Raw genomic sequence first — 16,686 nt, 5'->3', positions numbered from 1 at the left:
ATGTCATCGACTAAACAAGCCATCAGTTATACTCAATCGTATAACGACATTAAACCCCGACTACAGTTCACTTGGTTAAACACGGTATTTAAACGCACCATTGCCATCGTGGCTTTTTTCCTGCTGTGGGAGATTCTGCCGCGTAGTGGTGTGGTCAATCCAGCCTTTTTACCGCCGTTATCTGTGGTGTTGGAAACCACATGGCAGCTATATCAAAGCGGGCAATTAGGCATCCATTTCTTTGCCAGTATAAAGCGTTCCATTATTGGTTTCATTTTGGCCCTAGCGATCGCTATTCCTTTGGGTCTCATCATCGGTTGGTACAAGCTCGTGGCTGAAACCTTAAATCCATTGTTAGAACTGTTTCGAAATACCACAGCACTAGCATTAATGCCGCTGTTCATCTTATTTTTAGGCATTGGTGAAACCTCAAAAATCAGTCTGTTAGTGTATGCATGCACATGGCCGATTTTATTGAACACCATTACAGGCGTACAAACAGTCGATCCTTTACTGATTAAATCGGCACGAACCATGGGCCTAAAACCCTATCAATTGTTCCGAAAAGTGATTCTGCCTGCATCCGTACCCACGATTTTTGTCGGTATCCGTCTGGCAGGGGCAATTTCTATTTTGGCCTTAGTTGCAGTAGAAATGTTTGGTGCCAAAGCAGGTCTGGGATATCTGATTATTTATTCGCAATTTAGCTTTGAAATTCCACAAATGTTTGTGGGCATATTAGTCATTACCCTCGTAGGCTTATCCTTTAACTATTTCTTGATTGGACTAGAAAAATACTTTACAGCGTGGAAACGAAACCCCGTGGAATAATCTAGACAAAATGGAAAAATAAATAAAAACCTCGGGATATACCGAGGTTTTTTATTACTGATTTTTTATATTTAAAATAATGCAATGAATAAAGAATGATGTAGATGAATATTTATGTATCAGTTTTTGGGATTATTATTTTAATGTGGAGTAAATAAAAATATGACTTATTTATAATAAGCCATATTTAATTAGGCGAGTGCGAATCACGTTCCTTGTCACTCCAAGCAAACGAGCCGTATGCACTTGATTGTATTGACAGTGTTGATACGCACTTCGGATAAATTTTTCTTCAATCAGCTCATTAATATTGTCTTGCTTGAGTTGATTTGCGGCTTGAAAAATTTGTAAAAAGGTCTGCTCAAGTAACTGTCCAGCATCTTGAATATCCTTGATATTGGCTACAGCCGAGGTGGCATTTTGTAAGTTAAACGGTTCTGCACGTGAAAACGACGATGTACTTTGAATACTCGAAAAACTAATATCTTCCGGTTCAATTACGCCTTTTTCACTGACTAAAATCGCATGTTGAATGGTATTTTCTAATTCGCGAATATTGCCCGGCCAGCTATGTAAACTGAGTTTTTTGAGAGCCAGTTGGCTGAGGCGTAATGGTGTGTCATGTGGATTGGTTTGATAGACCTGAATGAAGTGTTTAACCAAAGGCAAAATGTCACCACGACGCTCTGAGAGACGTGGAATGCGTAGTAACGCCACATGTAAGCGGTAGAATAAATCTTCCCTAAAACGACCGTCCTGTACGGCATGCTCTAAATCGACATTGGTTGCGGCTATGATTCGGACATTAATCGGAATGGACTTGAGGGAGCCGACTCGAACGATCTCTCTTTCTTGTAAAACACGGAGTAATTTGACTTGCATAGGCAAGGACAGATCACCAATTTCATCTAAAAATAAGGTGCCATTATGGGCTGCTTCAAACCAACCGACACGGCTGTTAATTGCCCCTGTAAAGGCTCCTTTTTCATGTCCAAATAATTCGCTTTCGACCAAGGATTCGGTAAAGGCACCACAGTTCACCGCGATAAATGGACCTCTGGCACGATGGCTCAATTGGTGGATTTGGCGTGCAACCAACTCTTTTCCTGTGCCTGTATCACCAATGATGAGTGCATTGGCCTCACTTGGTGCAATTTGTTCAATTCGAGACAACAACGCTTGCGATAACGGGTCTGCAAAGACCGTCGCTGTTGCCCGTTTATGTTTCAGTGCAGAGGGCACTGCAGGTTGGGTCAAAATAGACATATCGTTTCTTATAGTTGTTGAAAATACAGATCATGATGAAAGATTTAAAAATAAAAGATAAATAATAATTCGATATTTAAATATCAGTTTCACCGATAAATTCATGCGTGGATTATTTATCTGATTTTAAGATAAATAAAATCGGGATAACTAAAGGATAAATCAAGATATAGCAAGTGATTGAACTGTTTTATAGTAAAGCTCTCTAAATAACAAAAGGCATAATTAAAATGGCGATTACTTCAGTAAATGTGCGAAACCAATTCAAAGGCGTGATTAATGAAATCGTAGAAGGTCCAGTGGTTTCAGAAATTGATGTGGAAACCAAAGCGGGCTTTTTTACGTCCGTGATCACGACGCGTTCGGTGAAGGATTTAGACTTAAAAGTAGGTTCAGAGGTAGTGGTGTTAATTAAATCGACGGAAGTGTCACTGGCTAAACTCTAAGGTTTAGTCCAGCAAAGTTTGTCAGCACAAATAGAGAATAATGATATGAGCGTAGAACAAGCTGGTTCGGTTTCTATTCAGCAGCTAACGAAACATTATCCCACACAAAAGCAAGAAGACTTAACCGTACTTGAGGACATTAACCTGAATATTCAGCCGGGTGAGTTCATCAGTATTGTGGGAAGTAGTGGCTGCGGAAAATCCACATTATTACGGTTGTTGGTTGGTCTAGAGCGTCAGTTTCAGGGCCAGATTTTGGTTGATGGTCAGCCTATACAGGGCACGAGTTTGGAACGTGGTATCGTGTTTCAAGATCATCGCCTGTTTCCATGGTTGACGGTAAGAGAAAATGTACGGATTGCCTTGCATAAAAGTCAGTTTAGCCGTGCAGAAGAAGATGTATTGATTGATGAGCATCTGGAGTTGGTCAAATTAACCCAATTTAAAGATGCTTATCCTTCGCAGTTGTCTGGTGGGATGAATCAACGTGTGGCGATTGCCCGGAGTTTGGTGAATCGACCACAGATTTTATTACTCGATGAACCCTTTGGCGCACTCGATGCATTGACGCGGCAAAATTTACAGGATGAATTACAGCGAATCTGGCAAAGTGAAAAAATCACCATGATTATTGTCACCCATGATGTCGAAGAAGCGGTATTTTTGGGTGATCGGGTAGTGGTCATGCAGCCGCATCCGGGACGAATTAAACGTATTGTAGATATTCATTTAGCCCATCCGCGTAAACGCGAAGATGTCCGTCTGACCAATATTAAAAATGACATTTTGACTGACTTTAGTGATCCAGTAAAAGATCAGTTGCTTGAACCTTTATCTCACCGATTTGCCGATTATAAATTTGCATGGTAAGTCTGAATTGACCATCACCTAAACTTTTCAAAGCCCTGAATTCAGGGCTTTTTTTAGGCTTATCAAATATAGGTCAGTATGATCATCGCTTAAGTTGGATCAATATCAGTCCATAAAAATGCCCCTGTTGAGGCATTTGTTTTTCAGTTTTATTAAACGTTGGTTTATGAGGCTTGGGAGGTATGTCTTTTTTCTAAAACATATTGGTTTTCAGGTCGTTTTAAACCTAAGTTTTCTCGTAAGGTCTTGCCTTCATAAGCCGTTCGGAATAGACCACGACGTTGCAGTTCAGGAACGATGAGATCGACAAAGTCATTTAACCCCGCAGGTGTTGTTGGCGGTAGGATATTAAAACCATCGGCAGCGTCATTCTCAAACCATTCCTGCAGTTGGTCTACGACTTGTTCAGGCGTGCCGATCAAGGTCCAATGTCCACGGGCTGAAGCGATATATTGATAGAGCTGACGAATACTAAAATTGTGCTTCCGGGCAATATCAATCATCATCTGCTGACGACTGGAGAAATTAATGTCTGCATCTTCTATTTTCGGGAAAGGGGCATCTAGATCAAATTTGGCCAGATTAATGCCACCTGCCAAAGCAGACAATAAACTTAAACCCACTTCTGGGTGAATTAAACTATTTAAAAAGTCATATTTTTCTTGGGCTTCTTGTGCTGTCTTGGCAACAAAAATCGAAACCCCCGGCATAATTTTCAGGTCATCTGCATGGCGGCCATATTTCACTAAGCGGTTTTTGACATCACGATAAAAGGCTTGCGCATCTGCTAAGTTCTGCTGTGCTGTAAAAATCACTTCGGCATATTTGGCGGCCAGTTCACGACCATCTTCAGACTGTCCCGCTTGTACAATCACGGGATAGCCTTGCGGTGGGCGAGAGACGTTGAGAGCACCCAGTACCTGATAGTATTGGCCCTGATGATTGGGCTGATGTTGTTTTCGGGCATCAAAAAATTGCCCAGTTTCTTTGTTGTAATGGAAGGTATCATCCTCCCATGAGTCCCAAAGTTTTTGAGTCACCTCAATAAATTCATCGGCACGTTCGTAACGCTCTTTGGGTTCAGGGTGCTGCTGAATGTTAAAGTTTTTTGCGGCATCGGCAGAGGCTGTCGTTACTACATTCCACGCAGCACGACCTTTAGAAATATGATCTAAAGAAGCGAATTTTCGCGCCAAAATGTAGGGGTCTTCATAAGTCGTGGACGCTGTGGCAATAAAGCCAATATTTTGCGTCACAGCAGACAGGGCTGCAAACAATGTGACGGGTTCAAAGCCGACGCCTTTATCGCCCAAACCTTTCTCACCTTCGACAGCAGAACTCCAACGGACAGACAGACCATCGGCAAGAAAGTAGGCATCAAATAGACCACGTTCTGCGGTTTTTGCCAGTTCAATTGCATAATCAATATTGAGATGATCTTGTGGGCGAGATTCAGGGTGGCGCCAACCCGCGACATGCTGTGAGGTGGTTGGAATAAAAGCCCCAAGCTTTATTTGACGTTTAGACATAATAATTTCTCATTCCAATTATTCTTAAAAGATAAAAGGAATAAGAACAAAATCTATGCCAAACCATAATTGTTTGAAAATATGCAACTTTTAATTATATTGTATTTTAAGTGTAGATAAATCAACAGGATATAAAACCAAATGTTGAAAAATAAACAGCAGTTTAACGGCAAACTTTATGCATGGATCTGTACAAGATTTTTCATATTAAAATGCAAAGCTGCGGATTGGCATTGAACGCTATTAGCAAACTTTATAGCAATACTTTGATGGTTTTTCGTCTCCATACCAGTTGGTAATACAGCCCTTGTAAAATACATAAGCTGACAAAAGCCAAAGCATAGGCATACCAAATGCCTTTTAAGCCCCACCATTCACTAAATAGGTAGGCACACGGCACTTCAATGCAAATAATCGCCATAATATTAATAATCATCGGCACGGTCACCGTTCCACTGGCCCGCATAATGGAAGCAAAAATCGCACTGGCACCAAAAAATAAAATCGACCAAAGCACAATGAACAGCAATTCTTGACCGAGAACCACAACTTCAGGATCTGTAATAAACAGCGCCATTAAATATTTAGAGAACAAATAGCCCAATGCCACCAAGATACCAGTAATAATGAAATTCATCCCGATGGCCGTACGTTTCACACGATTAATTAATTCAGAATGACCTGAACCGATGGCTTGTGCTGCAAAAATAGAAGCCGCAATCGCGATGGACAAGGCCGGGAATTGGATATAGTTCAAAACCTGATTGACCGCGCCATATGCAGCAGTGGCATCAGCCCCATGGCGGTTCACTAAACCGACAATCACGAGACCGGCCACAGAGGTCGTGACCATCTGAATACCCGTAGGAATGCCTAGTTTTAAGATAATTTTGCTGAGATCATGTTGATGGCGAATATGACGAATCAACTCGAAGTCGAGTTTGAGCGGGTGATCTTTCCTTTTTAAATAGAAATATAAAAACACCAAGGCAATTAAAAAGCCGATATGACTGGCAATGGCAGGGGCAATAATACCTAAACTTGGAAATCCAAATTTTCCTGCAATTAGTACTGGTGTAATGATCAGCCCTGAACCAATGGTCATACCCGATGCAATCAGCGGTGTTGTACTGTCACCGACCCCACGCAAAATCGAGGTATAAATAATATAAATAAAGAGCAGTGGGCTACCGGCAAGCATCCATTGCACATAAGGCAAAGATAAATGCATCACGTCTGGGGCTGTGCCTAAGGCCAATAAAATGGGCTTGGCAAATATCACCCCTAAAAAGGCAATGATGCTGCCACCAATCAAGGTCATAAACAGAGTGGAACCCACCACAGTACGAACTTTTTCAAGATTCTGCGCGCCCCAAGCTTGCCCTATCAACACGGTTGCACCTGCCGAGAGTCCAATCACAAAAGCCATTAAACAGAACAAGATCGGGAAAAATACCGCAACCGCTGCAATGGCATGCACCCCAAGCATCTGACCGACAAAAACGGTGTTAATGGTCCCAGATAAATTCTGCAAAATATTGGTGGCGATCAAAGGCACCAGAAAAACTAAAAACGTTTTCCATAAATTTTGCTGAGTAACGAGGGACTGTTGTTTTGACATGCTCAGGTCCTAGACGCGGCTTTTTATGATTTTAAGTTACTGATAACACTATCATGTTGGCATTCAAAAAAGCCTTAGTTTTTGAGTAACCAAGGCTTCATTATTTCTACATGTCTGTTTTAAAAAAACGTTTGGGCAGATACGGCTTTAAACCGCGGAGAGAATCTCTGCAGCTCGATCTAAGGTGGCATCTTGTTTGGCAAAACAGAAACGTAATAATCGTAAATTTTCCGGCGGTTTTTGATAGAATGCCGAGACAGGAATCGCCACGATTTTATGTTGTTCTGCCAACAACTGACACATTTCCACATCGCTTAAATCTGGGCGTATGGCACTGTAATCAAGGTTTTGGAAATAGGTACCTGCCGATGGAATCAACTCAAATCTAGAGTGGCTTAAGCCCGCATTGAAACGGTCACGCTTGGCTTGGTAAAAATCGGCCAATTCAGCAATGTGCTCAGGATGTTCTGCCATAAAGTTAGCCAATGCCATTTGTACGGGCGTAACACCGCAGAAATTTGCAAATTGATAGATTTGGCGAAACACTTGCATCAAGGCTGGCGCTGCAATGCAATAACCGGTTTTCCAACCTGTGACGTGAAAGGTTTTACCAAATGAGCCCACGACAAAACTGCGTTCACGCAGCTCAGGAAATGACAAAGCAGATAGATGCTGACGACCATCAAAAATTAAATGCTCATAGACCTCATCCGATAGCACAATAATATTTTTATCTCGAATCAGTTCGATCAAGTTGAGCCAGTCCTCACGCCCCCAAACAGCACCTGTTGGATTATGCGGTGTATTGACAATAATCATCCGGGTTTTATCGTTAATCACAGCGGCAACACGATTCCAATCCACAGTAAAATGTGGCGTCTCTAAGGCAATGTGAATGGGATGAGCCCCAACCAATTTTACACTGGGCGCATAACTGTCATAGCTCGGATCAAAAATAATCACTTCATCATCCGCATGAACCACGGCTTGAATGGCACTAAAAATACCAATGGTTGCACCCGGGGTAATGATCACTTCGGTGTGAGGGTCAATATTTAATTGGTCGCGTTGGGCAAACAGTTGGACCAATTGCTCACGCAAATGCATCAGTCCATCGCCGGGTGCATATTGGTTACAACCTTGTTGCGTCGCATCACTTAGCGCATTTAACAGTGCAGGAGGTGCAGGGAAATCAGGAAAACCTTGAGATAAATTCAGTGCATTTAGACGCTGCGCCATTGCGCTCATGACGCTAAAAATAGTCACACCTTGTGCAGGTAGTTTGGATTCAATTGTGATCATGGAGCTTAAAATTTTTAATAGGTTGCATTTTGAGTGTAGCAGCATCTCAGCGGCTGCGAAAAGTTAGATCAGCAAAATTGATCCAGTATTGACGTTCCTATTCTCTTGAATCCTAAAGTGATGCAAAAGCCAAAAAGAAGAATTCAACAATTTACTTACAAAACAAGGTGGACGAAAAAATAATCATTTTCTAAAATGCGAAGTTTATAAAAAATATTTTCCTTATAACAATGCTTAAAAATATTCACGCCATGGTGGAAAACTTTGGCTTTAGCGTACAGAAACGTGCGCTACATATTCATTTTTCAAATGAATCATTAAACACAGAAGTTTTTATTCAACGGATTGAGGGTCAACACCGTATCAATCAAGGCTTTCGTGCGGAAATTATTTGTCTCTCGACCAATGCTCATCTGGCTTTAAAGCAGTTTATCGGTGGCCGAGTGGCTGTCGATCAAGTGACAGATTTGGGACAACTCAGTCGCCTGACTGGTGTAATTACGGGGGCTAGCCAAGGTCAAAGTGATGGTTCGCTGACGGTATATAAACTCATTATTGAAGATGCGACAGCACTTTGGCATAAGCGCCGTAATAGCCGTGTATTTATGAATAAGTCGGTGCGTGAAATTACCGAAGTGCTATTTACTGAGTGGCAGCAAAAAAGCGCATTATTTGCCGCGAGCTTGAGCCTCAACATGGATGGATTGACTCGAAACTATGATGTTCGGCCATTTACTATGCAAGCCAATGAGAGTGACTACGAATTTCTGACTCGACTGTGGCGTAGTGAAGGGATCAATTGGTTAATTGATGAAGCTGAGTTATTTGTCGCATTTTCGGCTGCACCGATGCAAGCACAGCAGCTGCGTTTAATTGATACGAATCAAGCTTATAGTGCTTTGGAACGGAAAAAAATTCGCTTTCATCGGAGTCATGCCACGGAACGCTTGGACACGATCACCAGTTTTGTGGCAGAACGTTTTTTACAATCGACCACGATTCAGACGCAGCGTTGGCAAGCTCAACAATTGGCACAAGACCAAAGTAATCCGCTCTTAAGCGCCCATGCACAGAGTGAGCAACAGCACAATGAAACCTTAAGTTTAGAGCAGGCGTGGACCATGAGTTCGGCTTGGACAACCGACCTTAAAGGTGCAGATCAGGCAACCACTTCAAATACACAGCAATTGGATCAGTTGAATCGGCAACTCAATCAATATCAGGAACTTCAAGCCAAATATTTTACCGCCAGCAGTAGTGTGCGGGATGCGCAAGTGGGGTATTGGTTTGAATTAGAAAATCATCCTGAAATCGATCAACATCAAACGACAGATCGTGAATTTCTCATATTGGGCAAAGCATTTTATAACCAAAATAATTTACCCAAAGATATTTTGGTTCAATTAGAAAAGTTACTTGCCGCGAGCCGTTGGCTATCTTTAGGGGATGAACGGCAGGCCAATGAGCTGTATGTGGTCCGTCGGCAAATTTCTGTGGTGCCTGAATATGATCCTTTATTACACCGGCCACCTGCGTTTCCACAGCGGGCTAAAGTGGTCGGTCCAGAAGGTGAAAGTATTTATGTCGATGCTTGGGGGCGTATCAAAGTTCGGTTTACGTTCACCCGCAGTGATGATCACAGTCATGATGGTGGAGCAGGGAGTAATGATAATGACAGTGACTCGGCTTGGGTCGATGTACTGACTCCATGGGCGGGTGAAGGTTATGGGGCACGTTTCCATCCTCGTATTGGTGAGATCGTGGTCATCGACTTTTTTGAGGGTGATGTGGATCGTCCCTTTGTAGTAGGACGAATACATGAGGCTGAGCGATCTCAGACCATGTTTGACCTCAAAGGTCAGCTTCCTGAAACCAAAAAACTCAGTGGTATCCGTTCACAAGAAGTTGCGGGAGCAGGCTTTAACCAACTACGCTTTGATGACACAACTGGGCAAATCAGTACCCAATTACAGAGTAGTCATGCAGCGACACAGCTGAATTTAGGTAATCTGAGTCATCCTAAAGATAAAGAACAAAGCAATGGTCGTGGCGAAGGTTTTGAACTACGCACGGATGCCTTTGGCGCTGTTCGAGCGGGTCGTGGCATGTTGATTAGTACTTATGCGCAGGAAAATGCCATTGCGGACCACTTGGAAGCGGCCAAAGCGCAGGCGTTGCTGAGTCAAGGTCAGGAAAGCATGAAAATGCTCAGCAGTATTGCCGTGAAGCAACAAACAGATGCGTTGAATGTTATAGGTCGTTTGCCAAAACTGATTCAGTCCTTAGAACTTAAAAGTACTTCAGAAGCCTTAATCACAACAGTCGGTTTATTTAAAAATGACTTGGCAGAAGATCCGCTGAATGCTTTAAAAAATTGCAAAGGTTTTATTCAAGATATCGGCGCGATTACTAAAGATGTGAAAGGCACGGTGAAGCAGTTCAAAGCCTATTTTGAAGATGCTGAGGAAGCTTTTGATAACTTGAAGGGCGTGATTGAAAAGCTTGAAGAACATGGTGCCGATCAGCTGAAGGATCGGGTCGCGCAAATTAAAAAACAGCTCAAAGATGATCCACTGAAATCGTTGAAAGAAATTGGCAAAATTGTTGAAGACATTAAGATCAATCCAGATGAAATGATCATTGGCGGTGGCTTTGGCAAGCCAGAAATTTTTACGCCAACAAAGGCCTTAGCGCATGTGAAAGGCTTTATGGAGAGCTATAGCCAAAATTTAGAAAGTTCTTCAGACCCAAAACAGCAGGAACAGGGCAAGCTGTTTAGGCAAGCTTTAATGTTATTGGCTTCACCCAACGGCATTGCAATGACCACACCTGAAGATATTGTCATGCAGGCATCGCAGGATATTGCTGAGAGTGCACAAGGTTCAGTGAATGTGAGTGCACAAAAAAATATTGTGCATCATGCGCAAGATAAAATAAGCCTATTTGCGGCGCAAAAAGGCCTAAGTGCTTATGCGGCTAAGGGCAAAGTAGAGTTGCAGGCACAGGATGATGCGATTGAGGCGATAGCCCGTAAAGTGATTAAGCTTATTTCCACTGAAGATAAAATTGAATTGACCAGTCCGAAAGAGATTGTGCTAACGGCAGGCGGTTCACAGTTAAAAATTAATGGCGATGGCATATTTTCTACAACAGGCGGTAAATTTGAGAGTAAGGCTGGGCAGCATTGTTTTGTGGGGGGAAGTAAAGTCAGTTATGAAGTGCCTCAGCTGCCGAATGCTTCGATTTATAGTAATAGATTAGATGTGTATGACTTATTTTGGCAGAGTGATTTTAGCCAGCTTAGTTTCAAAGCTTTTATACCTGAGACGAACGCAGTGATCAGCGGTGGGATTGATGAGCATGGTCGAACTGGAAAGATTTCAACGGCTGATCCTTCAAAGCTTCAAATCTTAGTAGGTATGGATGATGAATGGGGGTTAAGTATTGATGGTTATGATGTAGATGAACTCATTGATCAAAATAATAATTAAGGTATAAAAATATGTCTAATAAAGCTTTAGTAACAGTACAAATTCTAGATGCTCTTGGTAACCCAATACCTAAGATTCACTATCAAGTTAGAAATCAGAAAACAGATCAGCATGTTGTAAAAGGTATCACTAATTCAAAGGGCTGTTTTTATGAAATTCAGCGGGACAAAGGAACGGTTTTAGATGTATATGTGAAAAATCTATTTGATGATGGTATGAAAAAAGTCAAATCTTTTACTCTGTCAAAAGATCGAATGTTAGTTAAGGTAATTAGTCCAAAATTGCTTATAGATTTAAAAACTTTAGAAAATAATGGTAAACAAGGTGGTTATAAGCGCAAGACGCATATAGTTCAGAAAGGAGACACCTTAACTTCGATTGCACAAAAGTATCAGACTACAGTTAGGGCATTAGACGTTCTAAATAACCTTGAAAATAAAAATAAAATTAGCATAGGCCAAATTATTAAATTGCCAGTTAATACGCCAGCAACAGGCAATAAAAGCAGTCAGGATAAGAAACCGCAGCCGATTAAAAAGCAGCCAGAGAAGACCAAGTCTCAAAAATCAGCACCACCTAAACATGATGAAAAGAAAGCTAATCAATCATCAGAATCTAAGTTAGATGATTATAAAAATAAGGCATTGGAAAAGCTTAATGAATGGTATGAGGATGGGAAAAAAGCTTTAACTGAAGTTATTAAAATTGAAATGAAAGAGGACCGAAGTCAGGATGGAGGTACTCCCAAATCTGATACATCAAATTTATGCAAGTCATCGCCTCAATGTATTTCAAGTGGGCAAAGTGAATTAATACGAGAAATTAATATCCGTTTAGCTGGCTTTGGCGGTGCTTTACCTACTGATAAATTTACTCCTTTAACTGAAGCTTGTATCAAACAGTTTCAGAGGGATTATATGGGGGTTCCTGAAACGGGGAAAATTTGTGGAAGCTTATTATTGGCTTTAGATAAGTTCTATACAGAATATCCAGTTGCAGGATTTATGGCAAAAGCTTCATGTAAATGTGGGAAATGTTCTGGTTATGGTAATAATCGTAAAGGAGTTACTTCTGGTAGTAATGTTGCTAATGAATATCCAGGAATACATAGATCTCTAATTTGGATATTAAAATCTTTAAACTTTTATTTAAAAAATGAATTTAAATCAAGTGGATTAGAAGTGGCATACATCGAATCAGGATATAGATGTATTGAAAATAATAAGCAGCATAAAAGAACGAGTGTCAACCATATGGGGCTAGCACTAGATATACATATAAAGAAGGACGGAGTAAGAACCAAAGAATTATTAGATATGGAATTCATTAGAAAAAATATAATGGAAATTAAGATGGGAGCTTCAGAGCAAAGACAAACTGATAAAATATATCTTGAACCTAAAGTTTTTAATAACGGCGGTTCTGGAGCAACAACTTGGGTGCACTATGATGTTACGAGGTTCTCTCAGCCATATTTTAATGACCTTTTTTTCAAAAAGAGTGTCGCAGAATTGAATGGTGGTCCATTAGTTGAATTAGTAAAAAAAATAAATTTAGTATCGATTTTAAGTTGTTCAGGTGTATTAACTGCGACAAGTAATAATTTAAAAACTTCTGATAAAACAATTGATGAATTGGTTGTGGAGTTGGGAAATGCAATTGCTAGTGGTGAAGGAAGTTATGAGGCTTGGAATGCAGGAGCACCTGAAGGGAAAAGAGTCAAATATGGGAAAATGAATGATTTACCAGGCACAATTACAGGAAAAACAATTAATCAATTGTTACTAGCTTCAAAAAACTATAGTTGGCAAGACAATAGGCGAAGATTTGCAACCGGAAAATATCAAACAATTCCATCAACATTAGACGCTGCAAGAAAGAGAATGAATCTCACTGGTGATGAACTTTACGATGCGAATATGCAGGAAAGAGTTTTTAAGGAACATTTATTAAGAGGACGAACTGAAATTTACAATCTTATACACAGTGGTAGCTCAACAGTTGAAAAAGCTATGATAGATGCCTCTAGAGAATGGGCTTCAATAGCTTTACCTAAAGGTAGTAAGAATAAATTTGGCGTTATTTCTGATGGTTCGGTAGGCTATCACCAATCTGGTACAAATAGAGCTAATTCACATTCAACAGCTAAGGTAAAAGAAATTTTTGAAAAAATTAAAGCATATCATTCATCAAAATAGGTTTTAAAAATGAAATTAACCAAATTGTTCCTTTTCTTAATTTTTGGATTATTAAATTCTAGTTGTTCTTATTCGAGAGAGGAATCATCATTTATTAAAGATAGTCTAAAATCTGAGAATGTTAGTTCATGTAATGTAGAAAAAATTAAAGTAAATTTTTGTACTAATGAAAAAATAAAAATTTATAATCAAAAATTAGCTAGCACAGCTAATTTTTCAAATGACAAAATACTTATAATATTAAATGAAGATAGATATACCGGTAAAGGTGACAGTAGAAATGTAAAAGCAATTGTTGTCATAGATTCATCAAAAGGAAAAATATACCCTTTGCAACAAATAGTTGGTAATTTTGTGGATTCTAGGTTGGAAGTTTTAAGTAATGAAAATCCTGAAATTAAGTTCTCTAAATCCTCAAATGAAATTTGTATTTCTGGAACTACTTATGCTAGTGATGATAATAATATAAATGTTGAAAATGAATGTTATATATTTGAAAATGATAGTTTTAAAAAAATAAAAAAAGATCCTGAAATTATAGGTAGTGAAAAAAATATAGTATCAAAAAAATATGATTCTGATGTGCATTTGAAATGTATTTCAAAAAAGACAAAAGAGTGCTCTGGTCTAAATTTAATAGAAACAAAAGAACTGTTTAAAAAGTATGACTTCGTAAACCTATCGGATGGACCAAGTATGGTTCTAGATAGAGGTCGATTTCAATTAATAATTTCACCTTTTGAAGATGAAAGTGGACCAAATTTAAGAGTTATGCAAGTTAAAAATAATAAGTTAGTTGATGAAAAATTTATATATTTAAACAATAGAGTAGAAATAGATAATAATTCAATAATGACGTATTATCAAAATTCTAAAAAAATCATATATCAGTTTAAGTAGTTATTATATAAAAGCCGACTTTCGTCGGCTTCATTTAATCACCCTTCCAGCACTTCTTCCAATAACCCCTCACTCGGCGCAAAGTAATACGCGCCATCCATAGGCGTGACAAAGTGAAGTAAACGGTCGTGAATACCATCGCCGCTGGTGCCAAACATACGTCTTAACATACAGCTGATAATTTTTAAAATCATTTGTCAGTTAGTGATGTAGATACAAGTAATCTAGTAGATGTTGGAGAGGTTATTGGAAAGTCGGGTGCTACAGGTAATGCTAATAAGATGACAACTATAGCAAATGGCGCCCATTTACATTTTGAAGCAAGGAGTGCTCCTTTATTAGGTATTGGTTTAACCGGGAGAATTGATCCAATACCTTTTATTAATGCAAATTTACCTTATTAGTTCGACTAACCCCTAAAAGGCATAATATGAAATATATAAAAAAAATTTCCTTATTTTTAATTATTAATTCTTTTTTTGGATGTGGATATGCAAAAATAAATAATAGTTGGAATGATCCAACTCAAGAAGCTATACAAATAAAATCACCTATCGATTTTATAGATAAATATGGAACATATAGTATAGTTTCTACTAATAAAAAAATAAGATTAACTGATTTTGGTGATGTTGATAAAAATAAAAATGGGAGAAAGTACACATTGAAAAAATTTGGAGTACAAATTTTTAATCAAAATAAAGTCTTCGATGTTTATAAGTCAACAGTTCCATTAAAATCTAATGTTGATATAAATATCTTATATCGTGATAAAAATATTGTGGCATTTCGTGTTCGAGAGGATTTTAATATTGATTATGTAAAAACGCCTTTTAGAAGCTTTATTGTTAATACTTTCGTTTATAATTTTAATAGCAACAATTTCTTAACAGTTCCTGTTTTAGCTTCAGAAGATAACAATGCTAATGGTAAAGGGGTGGATTTGTTGCAAGGAGATCAATTTACGTTTAATTCTAAAAAAGGAATTTTTACATATTTAGCAAATATAAAATATGCACAAGGTGGTAAATCGAGTGTCTTTAAAGTTGATTTAAGTAATACGTTAAAATGTGTTTCAGCTACGCAGGGGTGTGAAAATATTGGTCTTTCCACTGCAGAATTAAGTACTATGAATAAATAAATTTTGTTGCAAAGAGTAGGAAAATCTACTCTTTGCATTTTCAAAATTTACCCTTCTAAAATTTCTTCCAGCAACTCTTCACTCGGCGCAAAGTAATACGCTCCGTCCATTGGCGTTACAAAATGTAGTAAGCGGTCGTGAATACCGTCACCGCTCGTACCGAACATGCGAACCAGCATGCTGTCGATAATGCTTAAATCATTGGTATATGCCACAAAGAACAAGCCTTGATCGCCACGGCCATCGCCATAAGGCAATGAATGACGCAAAATTGCGAGTTCTTCACCTTCATCATCTTCAACAACTGTACGTGATACATGTGAGTTTTCAGGTTGTTCGTTTTCATCTAACTCAATCGATTCAAGTTTGGTGCGCCCAATGACATGTTCCTGAGCATCTACCTTTAACTTTTTCCATTTATCTAAGTTATGTGCATAACGCTGTGCAAAGACAAAAGAACCATCAGCAAAAATACCCGCATCTTCTGCTAATAATGCTGTTTCAGCACGGTCATCTGGAAATTGAGGGTTTTCAGTACCATCAATAAAGCCAGTTAAGTCACGGCCATCGAAATTACGGAAGCAAACACGCTCATCTAAAACCTCAACTTTATCTTGAATGCCATCAAAGAAAGCTTGGCTTAAAGCAAAGCAAATATCTGTACGCTGTGCCGCAATGTGAATCAGCACATCTGCTGGCACTACAGGCATGTTAAATGAACCTTGAATTGGATCAAGTTGTTTAAAGCCTGCCGGAGCTTGACTGTAAAGTTGCGCCCAAAGTTCTGGTCCAAAAGCCACAGCCGTTTTAATCTGTGCATTAGGATGTTGGGTAATCAGACGATCACGAGTGTTAAATAAGTCTTCAAGTTGTTCTTTTAATTCGCTAATCGTTAACTCTTTTAAACGTAAAACAATAAAACGAGCATGATCTGAGGGTAATGGCAAAATTACAGATTGAGCAGACATTCATGGCTCCTAAAAATTATAATTTCTGAGTGGCTGTGTGTATTGTGCCTTAAGCAGCGCTGAGAGTGTAGCCTTCATTTGGCCTTTTAGCGTGCATTATTGTCATGAAAATAGAGTAAATGT

At 39.3% G+C, this 16,686-nt stretch carries 12 protein-coding genes and 2 pseudogenes; 8 read left to right on the top strand and 6 right to left on the bottom strand.

Translation table 11 applies throughout. The features are described 5' to 3' along the window. A complete protein-coding gene (locus FTV38_RS08200) occupies positions 1-831 on the top strand; it encodes an ABC transporter permease (RefSeq protein WP_111885796.1) in 831 nt (276 codons plus the stop codon). A gap of 171 nt (positions 832-1,002) precedes the next feature. Here the strand turns inward: FTV38_RS08200 and FTV38_RS08195 are convergent, their stop codons facing one another. Then, positions 1,003-2,097, bottom strand: a complete 1,095-nt coding sequence (locus tag FTV38_RS08195) for a sigma-54-dependent Fis family transcriptional regulator (protein WP_180022180.1) — start codon at positions 2,095-2,097, stop codon at positions 1,003-1,005. A gap of 230 nt (positions 2,098-2,327) precedes the next feature. Between FTV38_RS08195 and FTV38_RS08190 the strand changes: the two genes are divergently transcribed. Both FTV38_RS08190 and FTV38_RS08185 read left to right on the top strand, forming a co-directional pair. Further along, positions 2,328-2,543, top strand: coding sequence for a molybdopterin-binding protein (locus FTV38_RS08190; protein WP_067765474.1), 216 nt, complete (start codon positions 2,328-2,330; stop codon positions 2,541-2,543). A gap of 45 nt (positions 2,544-2,588) precedes the next feature. Continuing rightward, positions 2,589-3,413: an ABC transporter ATP-binding protein gene (locus FTV38_RS08185; RefSeq protein ID WP_078191493.1), complete on the top strand. Its 825-nt coding sequence runs from the start codon at positions 2,589-2,591 to the stop codon at positions 3,411-3,413. A 164-nt stretch (positions 3,414-3,577) separates the two neighbouring features. Here FTV38_RS08185 and FTV38_RS08180 read toward each other — a convergent pair whose 3' ends face one another. From FTV38_RS08180 to FTV38_RS08170, 3 genes are all read right to left on the bottom strand, one after another. After that, positions 3,578-4,942: an LLM class flavin-dependent oxidoreductase gene (locus tag FTV38_RS08180; RefSeq protein WP_180022179.1), complete on the bottom strand. Its 1,365-nt coding sequence runs from the start codon at positions 4,940-4,942 to the stop codon at positions 3,578-3,580. 253 nt (positions 4,943-5,195) lie between these two features. Next, entirely contained in the window at positions 5,196-6,563 is a 1,368-nt protein-coding gene (locus tag FTV38_RS08175; protein WP_180022178.1) for an MATE family efflux transporter, read from the bottom strand. Between the two features lie 147 nt (positions 6,564-6,710). Then, the gene (locus FTV38_RS08170) at positions 6,711-7,865 is read right to left on the bottom strand and encodes a methionine aminotransferase (RefSeq protein WP_180022177.1); all 1,155 of its coding nucleotides are present in this window, start codon (positions 7,863-7,865) and stop codon (positions 6,711-6,713) included. 230 nt (positions 7,866-8,095) lie between these two features. Here FTV38_RS08170 and FTV38_RS08165 point away from each other — a divergent pair, with 230 nt between their 5' ends. Genes FTV38_RS08165 through FTV38_RS08155 form a run of 3 tightly spaced genes read left to right on the top strand, consistent with a single transcriptional unit; the run spans position 8,096 to position 14,454 of the window. Further along, positions 8,096-11,356 (top strand): type VI secretion system Vgr family protein, encoded by a 3,261-nt coding sequence (locus FTV38_RS08165; RefSeq protein ID WP_180022176.1) that lies wholly within the window; start codon positions 8,096-8,098, stop codon positions 11,354-11,356. Between the two features lie 11 nt (positions 11,357-11,367). Then, positions 11,368-13,554, top strand: coding sequence for a LysM peptidoglycan-binding domain-containing protein (locus FTV38_RS08160; RefSeq protein ID WP_120364777.1), 2,187 nt, complete (start codon positions 11,368-11,370; stop codon positions 13,552-13,554). A gap of 9 nt (positions 13,555-13,563) precedes the next feature. Continuing rightward, the gene (locus FTV38_RS08155; RefSeq protein WP_180022175.1) at positions 13,564-14,454 is read left to right on the top strand and encodes a hypothetical protein; all 891 of its coding nucleotides are present in this window, start codon (positions 13,564-13,566) and stop codon (positions 14,452-14,454) included. 38 nt (positions 14,455-14,492) lie between these two features. Here the strand turns inward: FTV38_RS08155 and FTV38_RS08150 are convergent. Continuing rightward, positions 14,493-14,642 (bottom strand): annotated as a pseudogene (locus FTV38_RS08150) (peroxidase); the annotation flags it as partial. Between the two features lie 3 nt (positions 14,643-14,645). On the opposite strand from FTV38_RS08150, the pseudogene FTV38_RS18050 reads away from it, so the two are divergent. Together FTV38_RS18050 and FTV38_RS08145 are read left to right on the top strand one after the other, a co-directional pair. After that, positions 14,646-14,858, top strand: a pseudogene (locus FTV38_RS18050) (transglycosylase); the annotation flags it as partial. A gap of 26 nt (positions 14,859-14,884) precedes the next feature. Beyond that, positions 14,885-15,595, top strand: a complete 711-nt coding sequence (locus FTV38_RS08145) for a hypothetical protein (protein WP_180022174.1) — start codon at positions 14,885-14,887, stop codon at positions 15,593-15,595. A gap of 47 nt (positions 15,596-15,642) precedes the next feature. On the opposite strand, the gene FTV38_RS08140 is transcribed toward FTV38_RS08145, so the two are convergent. Further along, positions 15,643-16,563 carry a Dyp-type peroxidase gene (locus FTV38_RS08140; RefSeq protein ID WP_180022173.1) on the bottom strand — a complete coding sequence of 307 codons (921 nt, stop codon included), beginning with the start codon at positions 16,561-16,563 and terminating at the stop codon, positions 15,643-15,645. Between the last annotated feature and the right edge of the window lie 123 nt (positions 16,564-16,686).

This window comes from Acinetobacter sp. YH16044, assembly GCF_013417145.1.
Lineage (GTDB): Bacteria > Pseudomonadota > Gammaproteobacteria > Pseudomonadales > Moraxellaceae > Acinetobacter > Acinetobacter amyesii.
This window is presented reverse-complemented; position numbering and strand designations above follow the sequence as displayed.

Excerpts from the sequence above, each read along its gene's own strand:
- FTV38_RS08200 (WP_111885796.1), top strand. The coding sequence starts at position 1 with ATGTCATCGACTAAACAAGCCATCAGTTATACTCAATCGTATAACGAC.
- FTV38_RS08195 (WP_180022180.1), bottom strand. The coding sequence starts at position 2,097 with ATGTCTATTTTGACCCAACCTGCAGTGCCCTCTGCACTGAAACATAAA.
- FTV38_RS08190 (WP_067765474.1), top strand. The coding sequence starts at position 2,328 with ATGGCGATTACTTCAGTAAATGTGCGAAACCAATTCAAAGGCGTGATT.
- FTV38_RS08185 (WP_078191493.1), top strand. The coding sequence starts at position 2,589 with ATGAGCGTAGAACAAGCTGGTTCGGTTTCTATTCAGCAGCTAACGAAA.
- FTV38_RS08180 (WP_180022179.1), bottom strand. The coding sequence starts at position 4,942 with ATGTCTAAACGTCAAATAAAGCTTGGGGCTTTTATTCCAACCACCTCA.
- FTV38_RS08175 (WP_180022178.1), bottom strand. The coding sequence starts at position 6,563 with ATGTCAAAACAACAGTCCCTCGTTACTCAGCAAAATTTATGGAAAACG.
- FTV38_RS08170 (WP_180022177.1), bottom strand. The coding sequence starts at position 7,865 with ATGATCACAATTGAATCCAAACTACCTGCACAAGGTGTGACTATTTTT.
- FTV38_RS08165 (WP_180022176.1), top strand. The coding sequence starts at position 8,096 with ATGCTTAAAAATATTCACGCCATGGTGGAAAACTTTGGCTTTAGCGTA.
- FTV38_RS08160 (WP_120364777.1), top strand. The coding sequence starts at position 11,368 with ATGTCTAATAAAGCTTTAGTAACAGTACAAATTCTAGATGCTCTTGGT.
- FTV38_RS08155 (WP_180022175.1), top strand. The coding sequence starts at position 13,564 with ATGAAATTAACCAAATTGTTCCTTTTCTTAATTTTTGGATTATTAAAT.
- FTV38_RS08145 (WP_180022174.1), top strand. The coding sequence starts at position 14,885 with ATGAAATATATAAAAAAAATTTCCTTATTTTTAATTATTAATTCTTTT.
- FTV38_RS08140 (WP_180022173.1), bottom strand. The coding sequence starts at position 16,563 with ATGTCTGCTCAATCTGTAATTTTGCCATTACCCTCAGATCATGCTCGT.